Here is an 18,683-nt window from a genome sequence, read left to right as displayed (position 1 = left end):
CCGTCTCAGAGCCGCGCCCGCGGATCGTGCCGTGCGAGGCGGCCGAGCAGATGGTCGACTTCGGCGCGTGCCGCTTGCGTGAGCACCGCGGCCGGCTTGCGCTGCGCGGCCGAGCTCAGCAGCCCGCGGCGCTGCAGCACGTACTTGCGCACGGCCAGGCCGACGCCCGGCTGCTGCTCGTAGCGCAAGAGCGGCAGGTGGGCATCGAAAAGGTCGTGCGCTTCCTCGCGCTGTCCCGCGGCCGACAGGCGCACCACGTCGCACAGCATGTCGGGGAAGGCGTAGCCGGTGTTGGCGCCGTCGGCGCCGCGTTCCATCTCGTAGTCGAGGAAGAGCCCGTTGTTGCCGCACAGGATCGGCAGGTGCCGCATGCCTTCACGCTCGAAGCCGCGCAGCGCCGAGATCTTTTCCAGCCCCGGCCAGTCCTCGTGCTTGAGCATGGCGCACGAGGGGATCTCGGCGACGATGCGTCGGATCACGCCGGGCGTCATCTGCACCGAGAAGGTCAGCGGATAGTCCTGCAGCACGAAGGGCACGTCGGAGCCGATCGCCTCCGCGGCCTGCCGGTAGTAGCCGACGATCTGCTCGTCGGTGCGCAAGGTGTTGGGCGGCGCGATCATCACGCCGGCCGCGCCGCGCTCCATGACCTCGCGCGTCAGCGCCCGCATGGCCGCGAAGCCGGGCGCCGAGACGCCGACGATCACCGGCAGCTGCGGCGCGCGGCGGATCATCTGCGCCGCGACCGCGACGCTTTCCTCGTGCTCGAGCTTGGGCGCTTCGCCGAGCTGCCCGAGCACCGTGAGGCCGGTGGCGCCGCAGGCCAGGTAGAAGTCGGTCAGCCGGTCGATCGATGCGGTGTCGATGGTGCCGTCGTCGAGAAAGGGGGTCGGCGCGATGGGATAGACGCCGCGGGCATCGGTGGGCAGTCGCATGAGGCTCTCCTTGGACAACGAAGTGTGCCGCCGCGCGCGCGTGCCGAGCACAAGAAAAACTCTTCTTTCGAATGACAAAACATCGTCGAAAGGCGCACAGGCTGTTCTTAGCATCGTGCATGACCGATCAGGAGACAACCATGGCGTTTCATCATGTCACCGACCGCCGGCGCGTGCTGGCTGCGATCGCGGCGCTCGCGCTGCCGGCGGTGGCTTTCGCGCAGGCCGACGCCTTTCCGAACAAGCCGATCACGCTGGTGGTCGGCAGCGCCCCCGGCGGATCCAACGACACCTTCGCGCGCGCCGTCGGCAAGCGCCTGCAGGATGCGCTGGGCCAGCCGGTGGTGGTCGACAACAAGCCGGCCGGCGGCGGCGTGATCGCCAATGCCACCGTGGCGCGCGCCGCGGCCGACGGCTACACGCTGGTGGTGCTGTCGTCCACATTCACCACGGGCGCGGCCATTCGCACCAACCTCACGTACGACGCCATCAAGGACTTCAAGCCGGTGGCGATGCTGGCCAAGGGCCCGATGCTCGTGACGGTCAACAAGGACTCGCGCTTCAAGACCATCCAGGACCTGGTCGCCGCCGCCAAGGCCAGCCCGGGCAAGCTGAACTACGGCACCTCGGGCGCCGGCAGCATCAACCATTTCGCGACCGAGCTGTTCACCGCCGCGGCCGGCATCAAGATGACCCACGTGCCCTACAAGGGCATGGGACCGGCGACCACCGACCTGTTGGGCGGGCAGATCGACGTGCTGGTGGCCAGCGCGCCGTCGATCCTGACCCAGGTGCGCGGCGGCAATGCGCGCGCGCTGGCGCTGACCACCGCCACGCGTTCGCAGGTCGCGCCCGACATTCCCTCGCTCGAGGAGTCCGGCTACAAGGGCAGCGCGGTGGACCTGTGGTGGGGCGTGCTGGCGCCGGCGAACACGCCGCAGGCGGTGGTGGACAAGCTCAATGCCGAGATCAACAAGCAGATCCAGTCGAGCGAGATGAAGGCCTTCTTCATCAAGGAAGGCGCCGAGCCCGCGCCGATGAAGCCGCAGCAGTTCGCCGACTTCATCGCCGCCGAGATCGCGCGCTGGAAGAAGGTGGCGAAGGCCGCGGACATCCGGCCGGAGTGAAGACCGCGCAGGCAGTCATGCGGTCGATCGCGATGGCGCCGGCGAACCGCCTTTGAACTCGACGTCGTCGAGCCAGCGGAACACCACGGACGACAGCAGCGTGATGATGCCGACCGCGACGAAGGTGTAGCGGAACGCGAGCGCCGTCGAGGCCAGGTGGTCCGACAGCAGCGAGACGAGGCCGCCGCCGATCGTCGCGCCCAGGCCCAGCGCCAGCATCTGCACCATCGTGAAGAGGCTGTTGCCGCTGCCGGCGTCCTCGTTGCTCAGGCCCTTCAGGGTGATGCTGTTCATGGCCGCGAATTGCATCGAGGCGGCGCCGCCGAAGACGGCGAGCTGCACGATCTGCAGCCACAGCGGCCAGCCGGGCTTGATGAGCGCCAGGGAGATCATGGCGGCGCCGACGATCAGCGTGTTGTACAGCAGGAAGCTGTCGTAGCCGAAACGCCGCAGCAACCCGCTGATGAGCGGCTTGATGGCAATGCCGCCCAGCGCCACCGGGATCATCATCATCCCCGACTGCAGCGGGCTGTAGCCGAGCTGAAGCTGCAGCAGCAATGGCAGCAGGAAGGGCAAGGCGCTGATGCCGATGCGCGAGACCATGTTGCCGATCAGTCCGACGCTGAAGTTCGGTTCGCGAAACAGGCCCAGGCGAAACAGCGGCGCCGGCCGCCGCCGCGCATGCAGCAGGTAGAACCCCACCGCGATCGCGCTCAGCGCGAGCAGGCCGCCGGACCAGGCCGCGCGGTGCGTGCGTGCCGGCACGTCGAGCGCGAGCGAAAAGGCAACCATGCAGGTCGACAGCAGCGCGAAGCCGACGAAGTCGAGCCGCGGCAATTGCGCGAGGCGCTGCACCGGCACATAGCGCCGTACCGCCCAGAGGCCGACCAGGCCGATCGGCACGTTGATCAGGAAGATCGCATGCCAGCTCACGGCCTGCACCAGCCAGCCGCCCAGCGTCGGGCCGAGCAGCGGACCGAGCTGGCCGGCAATGGTCACGGTGGCGATGGTCGCGACGTACTGCTCGCCGGTCGCGCTGCGCAGCATCGCGAGCCGGCCGATCGGCAGTAGCATCGAGCCGCCGATGCCCTGCAGCACGCGCGCCGCGATCAGCTGCGGCAGCGACTGGGCGCTGGCGCAGGCCACCGAGCCGAGCGCGAACATCAGGATCGAGCCGAAGTAGGTCGCACGCGTGCCGAAGCGGTCGGCCAGCCAGCCCGAGGCCGGCGTGAGCATCGCCATCGTCAGCGTGTAGGCGACGATCACCGGCTGCATCGCGAGCGGGTTGACGTCGAGGCTGTGCGCCATCGAGGGCAGCGCGGTGTTGACGATGGTGGTGTCCAGCGTCTGCATGAAGAAGGCCGCAGCGACGACCCACAGCAGGCCGGTGCTGGCTTTGCTGGAAGCGTCGTCGCTCACGGCGCCAGCCGCTCGCGGACCCAGGCGCCGTCTTCGAGGCGGTAGCGCAGGCGGTCGTGCAGCCGGCTCTTGCGACCCTGCCAGAACTCCCAGCGGTCGGGCACCAGCCGGAAGCCGCCCCAGTGCGGCGGCCGCGGCGGCGAGAGCAGGTGCCGGGCCGCCTGCACGGCCGCGTTCTTCACCAGCACGTCGCGCCCGCTGATCACCTCGCTCTGCGGACTGGCCCAGGCACCGATGCGCGAATCGAGCGGCCGGCTGGCGAAGTAGGCATCGCTCTCGGTCTCGCTCACCTTGCCGACGCGGCCCTCGATGCGCACCACGCGCTCGAGCTCGACCCAATGGAATTGCAGCGCCGCGTAGGGGTTGCCGGCCAGCTCCCGGCCCTTGCGGCTTTCGTAGTTGGTGTACCAGACGATGCCGCGCGCGTCGCAGCCCTTGATGAGCACGATGCGCGTCGACGGGCGCAGGTCGCCGCCGACGGTGGCCAGGGTCATCGCGTTCGGCTCGGGCACCTGGGCCTCGATCGCCTCGCCGAGCCAGCGCTCGAACTGCAGCAGCGGATTCTCGGCGCTGCGGGTCTCGTCAAGTTCGGCGCGCTCGTAGCTCTTGCGCAGCGCGGCCAGCGTCGTGGTGGGAGAGCTCATGGCGCCATTGTTGCGCATGCGAAGCGGAGATACTGTCGGGCATGGAGCTTGACCCTGCATCGCGCTTTCCCACCGTGATCGTGCTCGCCTCGGGCCGCGGCGAACGCTTTCGCGCGGCCGGCGGCACCGGTTCGAAACTGCAGGCCGCGCTGGGCGCGAGCACCGTGCTCGGCCACACGCTGGCCGCCGTGCGCGCGAGCGGCCTGCCGTGGCATCTGGAAGACGCGGGGCATCCCGGCATGGGGGATTCGATCGCCGCCGCAGTGCGCGCGACGGCCGATGCCGCGGGCTGGCTGATCCTGCCCGGCGATCTGCCGCTGGTGCGGCCGGCCACGCTGTCGGCGGTTGCGCGCGCCCTGGCCGCGCCGGTGCGTGCCGCCCAGCCGCACTACCGCGGCGAACGCGGGCACCCGGTCGGCTTCGCGGCCGATTGCCGCGAGGCGCTGGCCGCGCTCGGCGGCAACCAGGGCGCGGCGCCGGTGCTTCGCGCGCTGCGAGAGGCCGGTGCGGTGGCGCAGGTCGAGGTCGACGACATCGGCATCGTGACCGACATCGACACGCCCGAGGCGCTCGCGCGCGCCGAGCTGTTGCTGAAGGCGCGGCTCAGCGCCGCGTGATCACCGCGCAGGCGATGCGTGGACCGGAGTTGCCGGCCGGCTGCGTCGTGAAGTCGTCGCGGTCGCGGTGCACGACCAGCGCACGGCCGACCACGTTGTTGGCCGCGCCCTCGGTGAGCGAGAGGGTGTGCACGTCGACGCTGAAGCGCGCCACGCCGCCGGCATCCGCGACCAGGCTGGGCAACTCGCCGGCATGGCTGCCGGGCGCGCCGAACTTGCCATGCGTGCCGCCGGACGGATTGAAATGGCCGCCCGAGGCATTGCCGTTGTCGCCGCAGTCGCCTTTCTCGTGGATGTGGAAGCCATGCTCGGTGCCCGGCTGCAGGCCGCGTACTTCGCCGGCGACGCGCACGCCATGCTCGAGCGCGGTGAAGCTGACGCTGCCGGTGGTCGGGTTCGGCGTGATGGCCGCCGTGGGCATCAGCTCGGCGCTGGCGTCTGCGCGCGAACCCATCATGGCGCCGCAGCCGGTCAGCAGGCCCGCGGCCAGCAGCGGGGCAAGGCAAGCGAAGAGGCGAGGGGACATGGCTACTCCTTCGTCGGGAATTCGGATCCGGAAGCCGGAGGGTATACCGAAGCCGGCGCACCGCGGGCAGCGGCCAGCGCCACGAGATGCGCCTCGGCCAGCCGCACCAGCCGCGCCAGCGCCGCATCGTGGATGCCGTGGCGCCTGAGCTCCAGCAGGGTTTGCTGCGCATAGTCCAGCGAGGTGCCGTAGCGGCCGGCCGCGTTCGCGAAGATGTGGCGGTAGCGCTCTTCGCTCAGCTCGCCGGTGAAGTTCGGGCTGCGCCGCGAGAGCGTGAAGGCCAGCGCGCGGACCGTGCCATGCGGCATGTCGCAATCGAGCCAGCGCGGATCGTAGACGCCGGTCGGCATCTCGCGCAGCCACAGGCGGCCGAGCGTCTCGAGCACCTCGGCCATCGGGATGCGGAACACCATGCCGCGGCAGCTGCCGCCCGACAGCAGGCCGAACACCAGGCCCGGGTTCTCGACCGTGCCGCGGTTGACGCGGCTCCACATCTTGAGCGCCCGGTGCCAGCCATGGACCCGCGCAGGATGCCGCTCGCTGAAGTCGAAGTCGGGCCGCCAGATCAGCGAGCCGTAGCCGAACAGCCAGAGATCGTGGTGGCCGCCCCATTCGTCGATCACGCGATCGAGCATCGGCTTGGGGTCGCGCAGGGGCTTGGGCATGGGGTCCAGTCCGGGGGGGCCGGGGTCGCCGCCCGGACCCGAAGGGGCGACGCCTACAATTTGGCGGTCATGGTTCACCGCACCATTATTTACCGACCCCTTACCTACGGAGATCGACCGATGCCATCGACCGCCGACGACAGCCAGCAAAACTTCGTCCTCGCCTTCCTGCTCGGGCTGATCGCGTTCGTGATCTTCTTCGTGGTCGGCATCGTGCTCTACCACCGCGCCCACGCGCCGCACGGGCCGGTCCCGGCGGTGGCCGCCGCCGCGGCGCCCGCCACCAGCACCGTGGCCGAGGTGACCGAGACCGTGACCGTCGTGATCCCCGACGGCGCGAGCATCCGCGTCGACGGCGGCGTCGTGAACTTCTACTTCGCCAGCGCGAGCGCCGACCTGGCGCCCGGTGCGGCCGAGGCGCTGGCTGCGGTGATCAAGGGCGTCGAGGCCGGCCGCAAGGCAGAGGTGTCGGGCTTCCATGACACCACCGGCGACGCCGCGCTCAACGAGCAGCTCGCCAGGAAGCGCGCCGACACGGTGCGCGACGTGCTCACCGGCCTGGGCGTGCCGGCCGACAAGATCGAGCTCAAGAAGCCGGCCGTCACCGCGGGCTCGGGCAACGACGCCCAGGCGCGCCGGGTCGAGGTCAGGCTGGTCGACTAGTTCCGAATGCAGGGTCGGCCCGCAGCCACCGCAAAGCGACGCACCCCATGAACATGCATCCCGTCCTCCGCGCTGTCACCGAGCGCATTCGCGTGCGCAGCCGCGCGCTGCGCACGGCCTATCTGCAACGGCTGGCCGAGACCCGCGACCGCGACCGCGGCTCCGACCGCATGGGCTGCGCCAACGTGGCGCATGCCGTGGCCGGCATCCCGGCCAATGACAAGTTCAGGGTGGTGAGCGAGCGCGCGCCCAATATCGGCATCGTCACCGCCTACAACGACATGCTGTCGGCCCATGCGCCGTACCAGGGCTATCCCGACATCGTCAAGCACGAAGCGCGCCGCCTCGGCGCCACCGCGCAGGTGGCCGGCGGCGTGCCGGCGATGTGCGACGGCGTGACCCAGGGCACGCCCGGCATGGAGCTGAGCCTGTTCAGCCGCGACGTGATCGCCATGAGCACCGCGGTCGCGCTCACGCACGACATGTTCGATGCCGCGCTGCTTCTGGGCGTGTGCGACAAGATCGTGCCGGGCCTCCTGATCGGCGCGCTGCATTTCGGCCATCTGCCGACCGTGTTCGTGCCGGCCGGGCCGATGCCTTCGGGCATGTCGAACAGCGCCAAGTCCAAGGTGCGCGAGCAGGCCGCGCAAGGCCTGGTGGGCCGGCAGGGCCTGCTCGATGCCGAGATGCAGGCCTATCACACGCAGGGCACCTGCACCTTCTACGGCACCGCCAACAGCAACCAGATGCTGCTCGAAGCGATGGGGCTGCATGTGCCGGGCACGGCCTTCATCCAGCCCGGCGATGCGATGCGCGACGAACTCACGCGCGAGGCCGTGCGCACGGTGCTGGGTCGGGCCTGCGAAGCGGCATACACCGTGCCGCCGATCGGCGAGATGGTGGATGAGCGCGTCATCGTCAACGCGATGGCCGCGCTGCTCGCGACGGGCGGCTCGACCAACCACCTGATCCACTGGGTTGCGGTCGCGCGCGCCGCGGGCATCCTGATCGACTGGAACGATTTCTCCGAGCTGTCGGACGTGGTGCCTCTGCTCACGCGGGTCTATCCCAACGGCAGCGCCGACGTCAACGAATTCCAGGCCGCCGGCGGGCCGGGCTTCGTGATCGGCGAGCTGCTCGGCGCCGGGCTGATGCATGGCGACGTGCTCACGGTGCGCGCCGGCGGCATCGGCGAGTTCGCGAACGTTCCCGTGCTGGCCGGCGATCCATCGCAGGGCGCGCCGTTGACATGGCATGCGGCCGCGCCATCGAAGAACGATGCGGTCGCGCGCCCGGCGTCGCAGCCCTTCAGCGCCACCGGCGGCCTCAAGCTGCTGAGCGGCAACCTGGGTCGCAGCGTGATCAAGGTCTCCTCCGTGCCGGACGATCGCCACGTGATCGAGGCGCCGGCGCGCGTGTTCGATTCGCAGGCCGCGCTGCAGCATGCCTTCACCGCCGGCGAGCTCGAGCGCGATGTGGTCTGCGTGGTGCGCTGGCAGGGCCCGCGGGCCAACGGCATGCCCGAGCTGCACAAGCTCACGCCGCCGCTGTCGGTGCTGCAGGGCAAGGGCTTCCGCGTGGCCCTGGTCACGGACGGCCGCATGAGCGGCGCCTCGGGCCGCGTGCCGGCGGCGATCCACGTCTCGCCCGAGGCCGCGGCCGGCGGCCCGCTCGCCAAGGTGCGCGACGGCGATCTGATCCGCCTCGATGCGGTGGCCGGCACCTTGACCGTGCTGCTGCCGCAGGACGAATGGGACGCGCGCGAACCCGCCGCGCTGCCCGACGCGCTGCGCGCCGCCAACGGATTCGGCCTCGGCCGCGACCTGTTCGCCGGCATGCGCCGCAATGCATTGACCGCTGAAGAAGGAGCCTGCACATGGCTGTGAACGATCGATTGACCGCCCTCGACGTGATGCATGACGCGCCGGTGATTCCGGTGATCGTGCTGCACGACGTCAAGGACGCGGTGCCGCTGGCGCGCGCGCTGGTGGCCGGCGGCATCCGCATGCTCGAGGTCACGCTGCGCACGCGCGAGGCGCTCGAATGCATCGAGATCATCGCCAAGGAAGTGCCCGAGGCCGTCGCCGGTGCGGGCACCATCCGCAGCGCCGCCGATGCCCAGGCCTCGGCACTGGCGGGTGCGAAGTTCGGCGTCAGCCCGGGCTACACGCGCGCCGTCGGCCGCGCCTGCCATGACCTCGGGCTGCCGCTGCTGCCCGGGGTCGCCACCGGCAGCGAGATCATGATGGCGCAGGAGGACGGCCTTACCGAGCTCAAGTTCTTTCCCGCCGTGCAGGCCGGCGGCCTGGCGATGCTCAAGGCCTGGCAGGGGCCGTTCGGCGACGTGAAGTTCTGCCCCACGGGCGGCGTTCACGCCGGCAATGCGCTCGAATTCCTGGCACTGTCCAACGTCGCCTGCGTGGGCGGCTCGTGGATCGTGCCGACCGATGCGATTGCCGCCGGCGACTGGGCGCGCATCGAGGCGCTCGCACGCGAGGCGAGCAAGCTGGCGCGATGAAGAGGGCGGTGCGATGAGCGCGGATTTCGACGGCAGCGAACTGAAGGTCATCGCCTTCGACGTCTTCGGCACCGTGGTCGACTGGTATGGCGGCATCCGGGCCGAGGTCGAGCGTGCCTTGCCCGGCATCGACGGCGCCGCCTTCGCGCTGGCCTGGCGCGCGGGCTATCAGCCGGCGATGCAGGGCGTGATGGAGCGCCTCGCGGCCGGCGAGGGCGGCTTCACGCTGATCGACGAACTGCACATGGGCATCCTCGGGACCGTGCTCGAGGACTTCGGCGTGACCGACCTCGACGCGGCGAAGAAGCGCGATCTCAACAAGGCCTGGCACCGGCTGCCCGCGTGGCCGGACGCGGTCGAGGGGCTTGCGCGGCTCAAGCGCAAGTACATCATCTGCACGCTGTCCAACGGCAACATCGGCCTGTTGACCGACATGGCCAAGCGCGCCGGCCTGCCGTGGGACTGCGTGCTGTCGGCCGAGGTCTTCAAGGCCTACAAGCCCGATCCGCGCACCTACCTCGGCGTGGCCGCGGTGTTCGACGTGACGCCGAGCCAGGTCATGCTGGCGGCCGCGCACCATGACGACCTCGCGGCGGCCCGCGTGTGCGGGCTGCGCACCGGCTACATCGAGCGGCCGTACGAGTTCGGGTCGAAGCTGAAGGATGTGTCGCCGCGGGCGGAGAACACGCTGCATGCGCGGGATATCGGCGGCCTCGCGGATTTGCTCGGCTGCTGAAGGCCGGAGCGCGGCCGCTGCCTGCGCCGTCATGCCATTCATCGAGGCTTTCAGTCCGACACCGTGGGCACGCATCGCCGTGGCGGCTGTCGCACTCTGGCTGGTGCCAGCATGCGGCGCTTCGGCCGCATCGGTCTGCCTCGACACCGCCGCCTGGATCGCGCCGTCCCCGCGCGCCCTCGCACTCGCCGCGGCCGCGCAACGCGAACACATCGCCTTCGGCAGCCAGACGATGGACGCCGAAGGCCGGCTCACCACATCCGGCAACTCGGAAGCCGAGGACGTGCGCACCCGTTGGCGCGGCCCGGCGCCATGGCAACGCGTGCTCGGCTACTGGCAGGCCGTCGATCCGGAGGACGGCCGCCTGCCTTCGCTGGTGCGCTTCGGTGCGCTGCGGCCGGCCGATCGCCAGCTGCTGAAGCAGGCGCTGAATCAGGCCACGGCTGCGCATCTGCAAGGCCTCGGCGTGGGCCCCGACCAGGGCCTCGAATCGAACGAGTTGCGTGCCGTGCAAACCGCACTCGACCGCGTCGCAGTGATCGACACGCCCTGGTCCGCCGCTTTCATCAGCTGGCTCGCGCGGCAGGCCGGGCTCGGCGCGGACGAGTTCGTTTTTTCAGAGGCGCATGTCGACTACGCCGGCGCCGCATGGCAGGCCGGCGCCGACGAAGCGGCCGGCCGGCCCACGCGCTATGCGATGCGCGCCTGCGACATCACGCGCACGCCGCCGCGCGTCGGCGATCTGGTGTGCCAGGCACGCGGTGCCGAGGCCGGGCTCGACAGCTTCGACAAGATCGGCGAGGTGCTGGCCACGCGCCCTACCGGCGGCAGCGCGTTGCCGATGCATTGCGACGCCGTCGTGGCCGTCGATGCCACAGGCTTCGACACCATCGGCGGCAATGTGCTGCAGTCGGTCACCCGGCGCCGGCTCGACTTCGCGCCGGGCACGAGGCTGCTGGACCCGAGCTATCTGTCCTCGGGCTGCACCGTGGGCGCGCCCGGCTGCATCGATCGCCACATGAGCCGCCAGCCCTGGTCGCTGCTGCTGCAGTGGCGCTGAGAAGACTGAGACGACGGAGAAGGGCGGCTCAGCGCAGTCCGCCGCCGGCCGCGGTCTCTGCGCGCTGGATCAATTCGATCTTGTAGCCGTCCGGATCCGTCACGAAGGCAATGACGGTGGTGCCGCCCTTGACCGGCCCGGCCTCGCGCGTGACAAGGCCGCCGGCGGCCTTGATCTTCTCGCAGGCCGCATGGGCATCGGGCACGCCGAGCGCGATGTGGCCGTAGGCCGTGCCGAGTTCGTAGCTGTCGGTGCCCCAGTTGTAGGTCAGCTCGATCTCGGCCTGGGCCGGATTGCCTTCGTAGCCGACGAAGGCGAGGCTGTATTTGTATTCTGGGTTTTCCGAGCGGCGCAGCAATTGCATGCCGAGCACGCCGGTGTAGAAGTCGATCGAGCGCTGGAGATCGCCAACGCGCAGCATGGTGTGGAGGAGTCGCATCGAAGGGGCCTGTGGTTCTGCTGCGCGCATTGTCGCGCGTCAGCCGCGCGACGCCATCTCGAACACCAGGCAGGTGGTGGTGGCGTGCGCATACAGCGTGCCATCGGCGCCGACCAGCCGCGCCTCGGCGGTCGCGAGTTGCCGGCCGCAGTGGATCACCTTGCCCTCGGCGCGCACGCGCGGCACCTTGGGCGTGAGCGCCTTGACCAGGTTCACGCCGAGCTCGGCCGTGGTGTAGCCGCGGCCCGGCGGCATCATGGTGTGGACCGCGCAGCCCAGTGCCGAGTCGAGCAGGGTGGCGAACCAGCCGCCGTGGATCGTACCGAGCGGATTCAGGTGCTGCGCGAGCGGCGCGCCCTGGAACACGGCGCGCCCCGGCGCGACCGACATCAGCGTGAAGTCCAGCGTCTTGGCGATCGCGGCGTAGGGGATGTCGCCGCGCAGCATCGCTTCCATCATTTCCAGGCCGGTCTTGCCGGCGATCTGTTCGGGCCGCGCCACGCCGGGGCCCGGGCCGGCGTCGAGCCGCGCCATGACCTCGCGCTCCTCGGCGAGCCAGTTCTCCAATGCATTGTTCTGCGTCACGGAATCTCCTTAGAGTTGCATATGCAATAGTTGCAGGTACAATCATAATCCATGAACACCGAGGTCAAGGTCCAGGGCTGCACCAGCTTCAAGGTGCGCCAGCTCATGCGGCGCATCAGCCAGATGTATGACGTCGAGGTGGCGCAGTGCGGCCTGCGGACCACGCAGTATTCGCTGCTGTCCAACGTCATGAACCTCGGTCCGATGCGGCCGGTGGAGCTGGCCGCCGCAATGAACATGACGGCTTCGACATTGAGCCGCAACCTGCAGCCGCTGGTCGCGGCCGGCTGGGTGGCGCTCGGTGCCGGTGCCGACGGCCGCAGCCGGCTGGTGCAGATCACCGAGGCCGGCGCGGCGAAGCGCCGCGAGGCCCAGCGTCACTGGAAGGTGGCGCAGCACAAGCTCAATGCGCAGCTCGGCATCGAGCGCGTGGCCGCGCTGCATGCGTTGATCGACGATGTCCTGCCGCTGCTCGGCGCCGATGCGGCGGGCGAGCACGCCGGATAGCGCGCACCGCCGGCCTTTCATCCCGTTCCCCGATCCTCCCACTCCCACGCCCCCACACGGAAGTCCCATGTTCGCGACCTCTTTCTCGGCCTGGCTGCAACGCCGCGGCATTCACTACGGCTGGATCATTGCCGCCATCACCTTCCTGACCATGCTGACGATGTCGGCTGCGCTCGGCCTGCCCGGCGCGATGCTGCAGCCGCTCGGCAAGGAATTCGGCTGGAGCACCGAGCAGATCTCGTCGGCGCTGGCGCTGCGCTTCGCGCTGTTCGGCCTGATGGGGCCGTTCGCCGCCGTGCTGATGGAACGCTACGGCCTGCGCGCGGTGATCTGCACCGGGCTGGCGCTGGTCGGCTTCGGCATGGCGCTGGTCACGGTCGCGTCGCAGCTGTGGCAGCTCTTCATCCTCTGGAGCCTGATGCTCGGTCTCGGCACCGGCATGACCGCGCTGGTGCTCGGCGCGGTCGTGGCCAACCGCTGGTTCACCGCGCGCCGCGGCCTCGTGATCGGCATGCTCACCGCCAGCTCGGCCACCGGGCAGCTGGCCTTCCTGCCGTTCGCGGCCTGGATGATCGAGCACTGGGGTTGGCGCTCGGCGATCGTGCCGATCTTCGTCGGCTGCGTGCTGATCGCCACGCTGGCGCTGTGTTTCATGCGCAACCGGCCTTCGGATATCGGCCTGCTGCCCTTCGGCGAAAAGCCCGGCCTGCAACCCGCGGCACCGGTGGCCGCGCCGGCGGCGATGACCTTCCGCACACCCTTCGTGGTGCTGCGCGAAGTGTTCTCCAACCGCACCTTCTGGATCCTCGCCGGCACCTTCTTCATCTGCGGCCTCAGCACCAACGGGCTGGTGCAGACGCATTTCATCTCGCTGTGCGGCGACAACGGCCTGGGCGCCGTGCCGGCCGCATCGGTGCTGGCGATGATGGGCGCCTTCGACTTCGTCGGCACCATCCTGTCGGGCTGGCTCTCGGACCGCTACGACAACCGCAAACTGCTCTTCTGGTACTACGGCCTGCGCGGCTTGTCGCTGTTCTGGCTGCCGCATTCGCAATTCACCATCTACGGCCTGGGCCTGTTCGCGATGTTCTACGGGCTCGACTGGATCGCCACCGTGCCGCCGACCGTCAAGCTCGCGGGCGCGGCCTTCGGGCCGCAGAAGGTGGGGCTGGTGTTCGGCTGGATCTTCGCGGCGCACCAGCTGGGCGCCGCGGTCGCGGCCTACGGCGCCGGCTTCGCGCGCACGCTGCTGCTGACTTACACGCCCGCGCTCTACGCGGCCGGCGGCGCCTGCCTGGTCGCTTCGCTGCTGGTGATGGCGATCCGCCGTCCCGCCAAGCCGGCCTCGCCGGTCATTCCGCCGGCCGCCGCGCGCGCCTGAGGTCGCCGGCATGCGCACCGCGATGGCCGCCACGGCCTCTTCCCCGATCGGCGCGGCCGCGGCCATCGATCCGCGCACGCAGCGCCTGCTCGAGGCGCCGATCGTCGCCACGCTGCTGCGGCTGGCCGCACCCAACATCCTGGTGATGGTGGCGCAGGCATCGGTCGGCCTGATCGAGACCTTCTACGTCGGCAAGCTCGGCATCGATGCGCTGGCCGGCATGGCGCTGGTGTTCCCGATCGTGATGCTGATGCAGATGACCTCGGCCGGTGCCATGGGCGGCGGCATCGCCTCGTCGATCGCGCGCGCGCTCGGCGCACGCCGCCGCGACGATGCGGATGCGCTGGTGCTGCATGCGATCGCGATCGCGTTCGGCTTCGGGCTCCTGTTCATGCTTGCGCTGCTGGTCGGCGGACGCTGGCTCTATGCATCGATGGGCGGCACCGGCGCATCGCTCGCCGCGGCCGTGACCTACTCGAACGTGGTGTTCGCCGGCGCGGTGCTGGTCTGGCTCTTCAATTCGCTGGCGGCGGTGATCCGAGGCACCGGCAACATGTCGGTGCCGGCCAACGTGACGGTGGCCGGCGTGGTGCTGCTGATTCCGCTGTCGCCGCTGCTGATCTTCGGCTGGGGGCCGGTGCCGGGCCTGGGCATCGCGGGCGGCGCGGTGGCACTGCTGATCTACTACCTGGGCGGCACGATCGCGCTGTGGCTCTACCTGCGCTCGCGCCGCAGCCTGCTCAGGCCGGCGTGGTCCGGCGCGCGATTCCGGTGGCCGCTGTTCCGCGACATCCTCCAGGTCGGGCTGGTGGGCGCGGTGTCGACCCTGGCCACCAATGTCTCGATCGGCATCGCGACCGCGCTCGCGGGCCACTTCGGTCCCAACGCGATCGCCGGCTACGGCACCGCGGCGCGGCTCGAATACCTGATGGTGCCGCTGGTGTTCGGCCTCGGCGCGCCGCTGGTCGCGATGGTCGGCACCTGCATGGGCGCGGGGCAGCACGAGCGCGCGCTGCGCGCCACCTGGGCCGGCACGGCGCTGGCCTTCGTGCTGACCGAGACCATCGGGCTCGCGGCCGCGCTGTTCCCGCAGCCCTGGCTGCATCTGTTCGGCAGCGACGCGGCGATGCTCGATGCCGGCACGCAGTACCTGCGTACCGTCGGGCCGTTCTACGGTTTCTTCGGCATCGGGCTGGTGCTGTATTTCGCCTCGCAGGGCGCGGGCCGGCTGTTGTGGCCGGTGCTCGGCAACCTGGCCCGGCTCGCTGCCGCCGCGCTGGGCGGCTGGCTGGCGCTGCGCTGGGGCGGCGAACTCGTGCACGTGTTCGTCGCGCAAGGTCTGGCGCTGGGGGTGTATGGCGTCGTCATCGCCTCGGCGATCGCCGGCGGCGCATGGTTCGGCCGGGTCGGCTGGCCGCGCACCCCGCGCGGCCTGCTGCAGCGGCTGCAGCCTGCGTCCTGATTTCTCCTCTCATCGAAAGACCCTCATGAAAATCCAGGACTCCGTCGTCTTCATCACCGGCGCCAACCGCGGCCTCGGTCTCTCGTTCGCGCGCGCGGCGCTGGCAGCCGGCGCGAGGAAGGTCTACGCGGCGGCGCGGGATCCGAAGTCGGTCACGCTCGAAGGCGTGACGCCGGTCGCGCTCGACGTCACGCAGCCCGAACAGGTGGCTGCGGCGGCGCGTGCCTGCGGCGATGTCACGCTGCTCGTCAACAACGCGGGCATCTCGCGCGGCGCGACCTTCCTCGGATCGCCGGACGCCTTCGAGGCCGCGCGCGCCGAGTTCGAAACCAACTTCTTCGGCACCTGGGCCATGAGCCGTGCGTTCGCGCCGGTGCTGGCGGTTCATGGCGGCGGCGCCATCGTCAACGTGCTGTCGGCGCTGAGCTGGCTCAGCCTGCCGACGGCCGCGACCTACAGCGCATCGAAGTCGGCCACCTGGTCGCTGAGCAACGGCCTGCGCAACGAGCTGCGCGGGCTGGGCACGCTGGTCACCAGCCTGCACGTGGCCTTCATGGACACCGACATGACGCGCGGCATCACCGGCGACAAGGCCTCGCCCGACGCGGTGGCGAAGCTGACGCTGGCCGCGGTCGAGGCCGGGCAGGTCGAGGTGCTGGCCGATGCGACCACGCGCCACGTCAAGCAGGGACTGGTGGCCGAACCGCCGGCTTACACGCAGGCACGCTGACGCAGGGGAGGGCCCGCGCAGCGCGAATGCGTTCAGTCGTCCCGGCCGCTCAACAGCGAAAGAAATTCCCGCCGCAGCGCCGCATCGTTCAGGAAGGCGCCGCGCATCACGCTGTTGGTCATCGAGGCCTCGGGGTCCTTCACGCCGCGCCAGCGCATGCAGAAGTGGTCCGAGCTCATCACCAGTGCGAGGCCGTCGGGCTTCACGCGGCGCTCCAGTTCGTCGGCCAGCATCATCACCGCCTCTTCCTGGATCTGCGGGCGGCTCAGGATCCAGTCGCAGATGCGGGCGTGCTTCGAGAGGCCGATCAGGTTGGAGTGCTCGTTGGGCAGGATGCCGATCCAGACCTTGCCCATGATCGGGCACAGGTGGTGCGAGCAGGCGCTGCGCACCGAGATCGGGCCGACCACCATCAGCTGGTTCAGGCGCGAGGTGTTCGGAAATTCGGTGACCGCCGGCATCGGCACATAGCGGCCGCGGAACACCTCGGTCACGAACATGCGCGCCACGCGCTCGGCCGTGCCGTTCGTGTTGTGGTCGTTCGCCGCATCGATCACGAGCGCGTCGAGGACCGCCTGCATCCGGTCGCGCACCTCGGCCTGCAGTTCGTCGAGCTCGCCCTCGCGGATCCATTCCGAGATGTTGTCGTTGGCATGGTGGCGCTGGCCGGCCTGCAGCAGGCGCGCGCGAATGCGCTCCGACACGCTTGGTGCGGCCGTCGCGGGCGCTTCGTCGCGAAAGACAGGGCCGGGGAAATCAGCGGTTCGAAGCATGGGAGCGATCAGTGTTTGGCCGACGAGAATGCCGCGCATTCCGGCGTGTCGTTGGCATGCTTGAGGTAGGCGATCAGGTCGGCGCGTTCCTGCGGGTCCGGCACGCCGTCGTAGGTCATCGCCGTGCCGGGCACCATGGCCAGCGGCTTGGCGAGGAATCTGTCGAGCGTCTTGTCGTTCCACACGATGTGCGAGTTCTTCATGGCCGGCGAATAGGCAAAGCCGGGCACGCTGCCGGCCAGCCGTCCGAACAGGCCGCAGTGATGCGGCCCGACCCGGTCGACGGCCAGCGCATGGCAGGCCTGGCAGCGCGCATACACCTGCTCGCCGCGCACCGCGTCGGCCGGCCCGAGTGCAAACGCGGGCGCAGCGACGCACACGGCCAGCACGCTGGCCGTCAACACCCCATGCAACTTCACGACATGAAGGCCGAAGGAACCGGCGCTTCGCCGAGGGCCTGGCGCAGCACCGCCCAATGCATGGCTTCGTCGCCGAGGATGCTGGCCGCGGCCTTGGCAAGGTCGCGGTTGCCGAACAACGGCACGGCGCCCAGGTAGGCGCTCACGGCACCCTGTTCGAGCTTGGCCGCGAAGCGCAGCACGTCGGCCTGCGACTTCAGCTGGTCGGCCGGGAAGTGATAGTCGGCCTTGGCGATGACCGCCTTGCCGCCGAGCTTGGCGACCGTCTTGGCAAGCAGGTCGGCATGTTCCTTGTGGTGGCCCTGGAAGGTCACCGCGAGGTCGAGCACCGGCTTTTCGAGCAGCTTGCTTTCGGCGCCGAGCTGGTAGGCCGCGATGGCCTCGAGCTCCGCACCGAGCGCGGTGTTGAGGATCTGCACGTCATGGGCGCTGCCGCCGCCGGCCTTGGCCGCCAGCGCCTCGTTGCCGGCCAGCAGCGCGACCGCGGCGCCCGACAGCACGAGCCCGGACTTGCCGAGGAACAGGCGTCGCGCGGCGACGGGCGTGGGCATTTGAAAGAAGGACATGGTTGTTTTCCTCGTGGGTGAAATAAAGGGCATCAGGGGCGGGGGGATCCCCGCTCGGCGGAAAGCGTCGCCAGCACGCGCGCCACGATGCGATCGCAGCGCGCGCCGTCGAAAGAGAATGCGTCCCCGACCGCGAGGTCGAAGTCGCGCGACAGGCCTTCGCGCAGCAGGCTGCGGGCGCGGAAGAAGCGGGTGCGCACGGTGGCTTCGGGCAATTCCAGCGCGATGGCGGTTTCGGTGACGCTCATCTCCTGGACCGCGCGCAGCATGAACACGGTGCGGTACATGTCGGGCAGCCGGTCGATGCGGCGCTCCATCAGCTGGCGAATTTCTTCGCGCATGGCGAGTCGCTCCGGTTGGCGGTCGGGGTCGTCGGCGATCGAGGACTCGGCGGATTCGCCGCTCGAATCGATGGCGGTGTCGAGCGGGATCACCTGCGCGCCGCGGCGGCGCAGGCGCCCGAGCGATTCGTTGATGACGATGCGCGCCAGCCAGGTCGAAAGCCGCGCGTCCTCGCGGAAGCTGCCGATCGCGCGCCAGGCGCTCAGGTAGGCGTCCTGCAGCGCGTCCTCGGTCTCCTCGTCGGTCTTGAGAATGCTGCGCGCGGTGCGGAACAGCAGCTGGTTGTGGCGCCGCATGATGCACTCGAAGGCCGGCGTGTCGCCGCCGGCAGCGCGGCGCGCGAGTTCGAGGTCCGAGGCATTGCCCGGATCGGCGGTGGTGGGTTGGGGGGCGGCGTTGTGCATGGCTTGTTTCGCTATTAGATGGCGCGCCCGTTCGCTGCGTTTCAGTTATTTCCCGATTGGCCAGGAATCCGAACAGTTTGTTCGGCCGCAGGTGATTTATCGAACGCACCCGCTTGACTAAGCTGGGCCCGGCATTTCACAGACGGCCGGGACTTTCGCCCAAGAGCC

Annotated in this window: 22 protein-coding genes; 11 read left to right on the top strand and 11 right to left on the bottom strand. The window is 69.9% G+C overall.

The window, feature by feature from the left end; translation table 11 throughout:
- Positions 1–5 precede the first annotated feature (5 nt).
- Positions 6–932: a dihydrodipicolinate synthase family protein gene (locus E5P2_RS17370; RefSeq protein WP_162568358.1), complete on the bottom strand. Its 927-nt coding sequence runs from the start codon at positions 930–932 to the stop codon at positions 6–8.
- Between the two features lie 140 nt (positions 933–1,072).
- On the opposite strand from E5P2_RS17370, the gene E5P2_RS17365 reads away from it, so the two are divergent.
- A complete protein-coding gene (locus tag E5P2_RS17365) occupies positions 1,073–2,059 on the top strand; it encodes a Bug family tripartite tricarboxylate transporter substrate binding protein (RefSeq protein ID WP_162568357.1) in 987 nt (328 codons plus the stop codon).
- Positions 2,060–2,074: 15 nt separating this feature from the next.
- On the opposite strand, the gene E5P2_RS17360 is transcribed toward E5P2_RS17365, so the two are convergent.
- Complete coding sequence (locus E5P2_RS17360) at positions 2,075–3,478, bottom strand: DHA2 family efflux MFS transporter permease subunit (protein ID WP_162568356.1); 1,404 nt, start codon at positions 3,476–3,478, stop codon at positions 2,075–2,077.
- Complete coding sequence (gene pdxH / locus E5P2_RS17355) at positions 3,475–4,122, bottom strand: pyridoxamine 5'-phosphate oxidase (protein WP_162568355.1); 648 nt, start codon at positions 4,120–4,122, stop codon at positions 3,475–3,477. Before pdxH ends, E5P2_RS17360 begins: the two co-directional genes overlap by 4 nt.
- A gap of 41 nt (positions 4,123–4,163) precedes the next feature.
- Between pdxH and E5P2_RS17350 the strand changes: the two genes are divergently transcribed.
- Positions 4,164–4,739, top strand: coding sequence for a nucleotidyltransferase family protein (locus E5P2_RS17350; protein WP_162568354.1), 576 nt, complete (start codon positions 4,164–4,166; stop codon positions 4,737–4,739).
- Here the strand turns inward: E5P2_RS17350 and E5P2_RS17345 are convergent.
- Entirely contained in the window at positions 4,726–5,265 is a 540-nt protein-coding gene (locus E5P2_RS17345; protein ID WP_162568353.1) for a superoxide dismutase family protein, read from the bottom strand. The genes E5P2_RS17350 and E5P2_RS17345 overlap by 14 nt on opposite strands.
- A gap of 2 nt (positions 5,266–5,267) precedes the next feature.
- A complete protein-coding gene (locus E5P2_RS17340) occupies positions 5,268–5,930 on the bottom strand; it encodes a gamma-glutamylcyclotransferase (RefSeq protein WP_162568352.1) in 663 nt (220 codons plus the stop codon).
- 120 nt (positions 5,931–6,050) lie between these two features.
- Between E5P2_RS17340 and E5P2_RS17335 the strand changes: the two genes are divergently transcribed.
- The 5 genes from E5P2_RS17335 to E5P2_RS17315 are packed head-to-tail and all read left to right on the top strand — an operon-like array spanning position 6,051 to position 10,907.
- Entirely contained in the window at positions 6,051–6,593 is a 543-nt protein-coding gene (locus tag E5P2_RS17335) for an OmpA family protein (protein ID WP_162568351.1), read from the top strand.
- 47 nt (positions 6,594–6,640) lie between these two features.
- On the top strand, positions 6,641–8,479 hold the full coding sequence (edd, locus tag E5P2_RS17330; RefSeq protein ID WP_162568350.1) for a phosphogluconate dehydratase: 1,839 nt from the start codon (positions 6,641–6,643) through the stop codon (positions 8,477–8,479).
- On the top strand, positions 8,470–9,111 hold the full coding sequence (eda, locus tag E5P2_RS17325) for a bifunctional 4-hydroxy-2-oxoglutarate aldolase/2-dehydro-3-deoxy-phosphogluconate aldolase (protein ID WP_162568349.1): 642 nt from the start codon (positions 8,470–8,472) through the stop codon (positions 9,109–9,111). The genes edd and eda overlap by 10 nt, the downstream gene beginning before the upstream one ends.
- 13 nt (positions 9,112–9,124) lie before the next feature.
- Positions 9,125–9,847 carry a haloacid dehalogenase type II gene (locus tag E5P2_RS17320; RefSeq protein WP_162568348.1) on the top strand — a complete coding sequence of 241 codons (723 nt, stop codon included), beginning with the start codon at positions 9,125–9,127 and terminating at the stop codon, positions 9,845–9,847.
- 31 nt (positions 9,848–9,878) lie between these two features.
- Positions 9,879–10,907, top strand: coding sequence for a DUF2272 domain-containing protein (locus E5P2_RS17315; protein WP_162568347.1), 1,029 nt, complete (start codon positions 9,879–9,881; stop codon positions 10,905–10,907).
- Between the two features lie 28 nt (positions 10,908–10,935).
- On the opposite strand, the gene gloA is transcribed toward E5P2_RS17315, so the two are convergent.
- Entirely contained in the window at positions 10,936–11,346 is a 411-nt protein-coding gene (gloA, locus tag E5P2_RS17310) for a lactoylglutathione lyase (protein ID WP_232077099.1), read from the bottom strand.
- Positions 11,347–11,385: 39 nt separating this feature from the next.
- The gene (locus E5P2_RS17305; protein ID WP_162570535.1) at positions 11,386–11,880 is read right to left on the bottom strand and encodes a PaaI family thioesterase; all 495 of its coding nucleotides are present in this window, start codon (positions 11,878–11,880) and stop codon (positions 11,386–11,388) included.
- A gap of 102 nt (positions 11,881–11,982) precedes the next feature.
- Here E5P2_RS17305 and E5P2_RS17300 point away from each other — a divergent pair, with 102 nt between their 5' ends.
- The 4 genes from E5P2_RS17300 (at position 11,983) to E5P2_RS17285 (ending at position 16,011) form a co-directional block, all read left to right on the top strand.
- The gene (locus E5P2_RS17300) at positions 11,983–12,438 is read left to right on the top strand and encodes a MarR family winged helix-turn-helix transcriptional regulator (protein WP_162568345.1); all 456 of its coding nucleotides are present in this window, start codon (positions 11,983–11,985) and stop codon (positions 12,436–12,438) included.
- A 67-nt stretch (positions 12,439–12,505) separates the two neighbouring features.
- Positions 12,506–13,819 (top strand): MFS transporter, encoded by a 1,314-nt coding sequence (locus tag E5P2_RS17295; protein WP_162568344.1) that lies wholly within the window; start codon positions 12,506–12,508, stop codon positions 13,817–13,819.
- A gap of 10 nt (positions 13,820–13,829) precedes the next feature.
- Entirely contained in the window at positions 13,830–15,281 is a 1,452-nt protein-coding gene (locus E5P2_RS17290; protein WP_232080732.1) for an MATE family efflux transporter, read from the top strand.
- Between the two features lie 25 nt (positions 15,282–15,306).
- On the top strand, positions 15,307–16,011 hold the full coding sequence (locus E5P2_RS17285; RefSeq protein WP_162568343.1) for an SDR family oxidoreductase: 705 nt from the start codon (positions 15,307–15,309) through the stop codon (positions 16,009–16,011).
- Between the two features lie 32 nt (positions 16,012–16,043).
- Here E5P2_RS17285 and folE read toward each other — a convergent pair whose 3' ends face one another.
- From folE to E5P2_RS17265, 4 genes are read right to left on the bottom strand one after another with little or no spacing between them, the layout of a single operon-like run.
- Positions 16,044–16,784, bottom strand: a complete 741-nt coding sequence (gene folE, locus E5P2_RS17280) for a GTP cyclohydrolase I (RefSeq protein WP_162568342.1) — start codon at positions 16,782–16,784, stop codon at positions 16,044–16,046.
- Positions 16,785–16,792: 8 nt separating this feature from the next.
- Complete coding sequence (locus tag E5P2_RS17275; protein WP_443083557.1) at positions 16,793–17,185, bottom strand: c-type cytochrome; 393 nt, start codon at positions 17,183–17,185, stop codon at positions 16,793–16,795.
- Positions 17,186–17,199: 14 nt separating this feature from the next.
- The gene (locus E5P2_RS17270; RefSeq protein ID WP_162568341.1) at positions 17,200–17,769 is read right to left on the bottom strand and encodes a ferritin-like domain-containing protein; all 570 of its coding nucleotides are present in this window, start codon (positions 17,767–17,769) and stop codon (positions 17,200–17,202) included.
- Between the two features lie 32 nt (positions 17,770–17,801).
- A complete protein-coding gene (locus tag E5P2_RS17265) occupies positions 17,802–18,515 on the bottom strand; it encodes an RNA polymerase sigma factor (RefSeq protein ID WP_162568340.1) in 714 nt (237 codons plus the stop codon).
- Positions 18,516–18,683: the final 168 nt, after the last annotated feature.

It is taken from the genome of Variovorax sp. SRS16 (genome assembly GCF_901827165.1).
Lineage (GTDB): Bacteria > Pseudomonadota > Gammaproteobacteria > Burkholderiales > Burkholderiaceae_C > Variovorax.
This window is presented reverse-complemented; position numbering and strand designations above follow the sequence as displayed.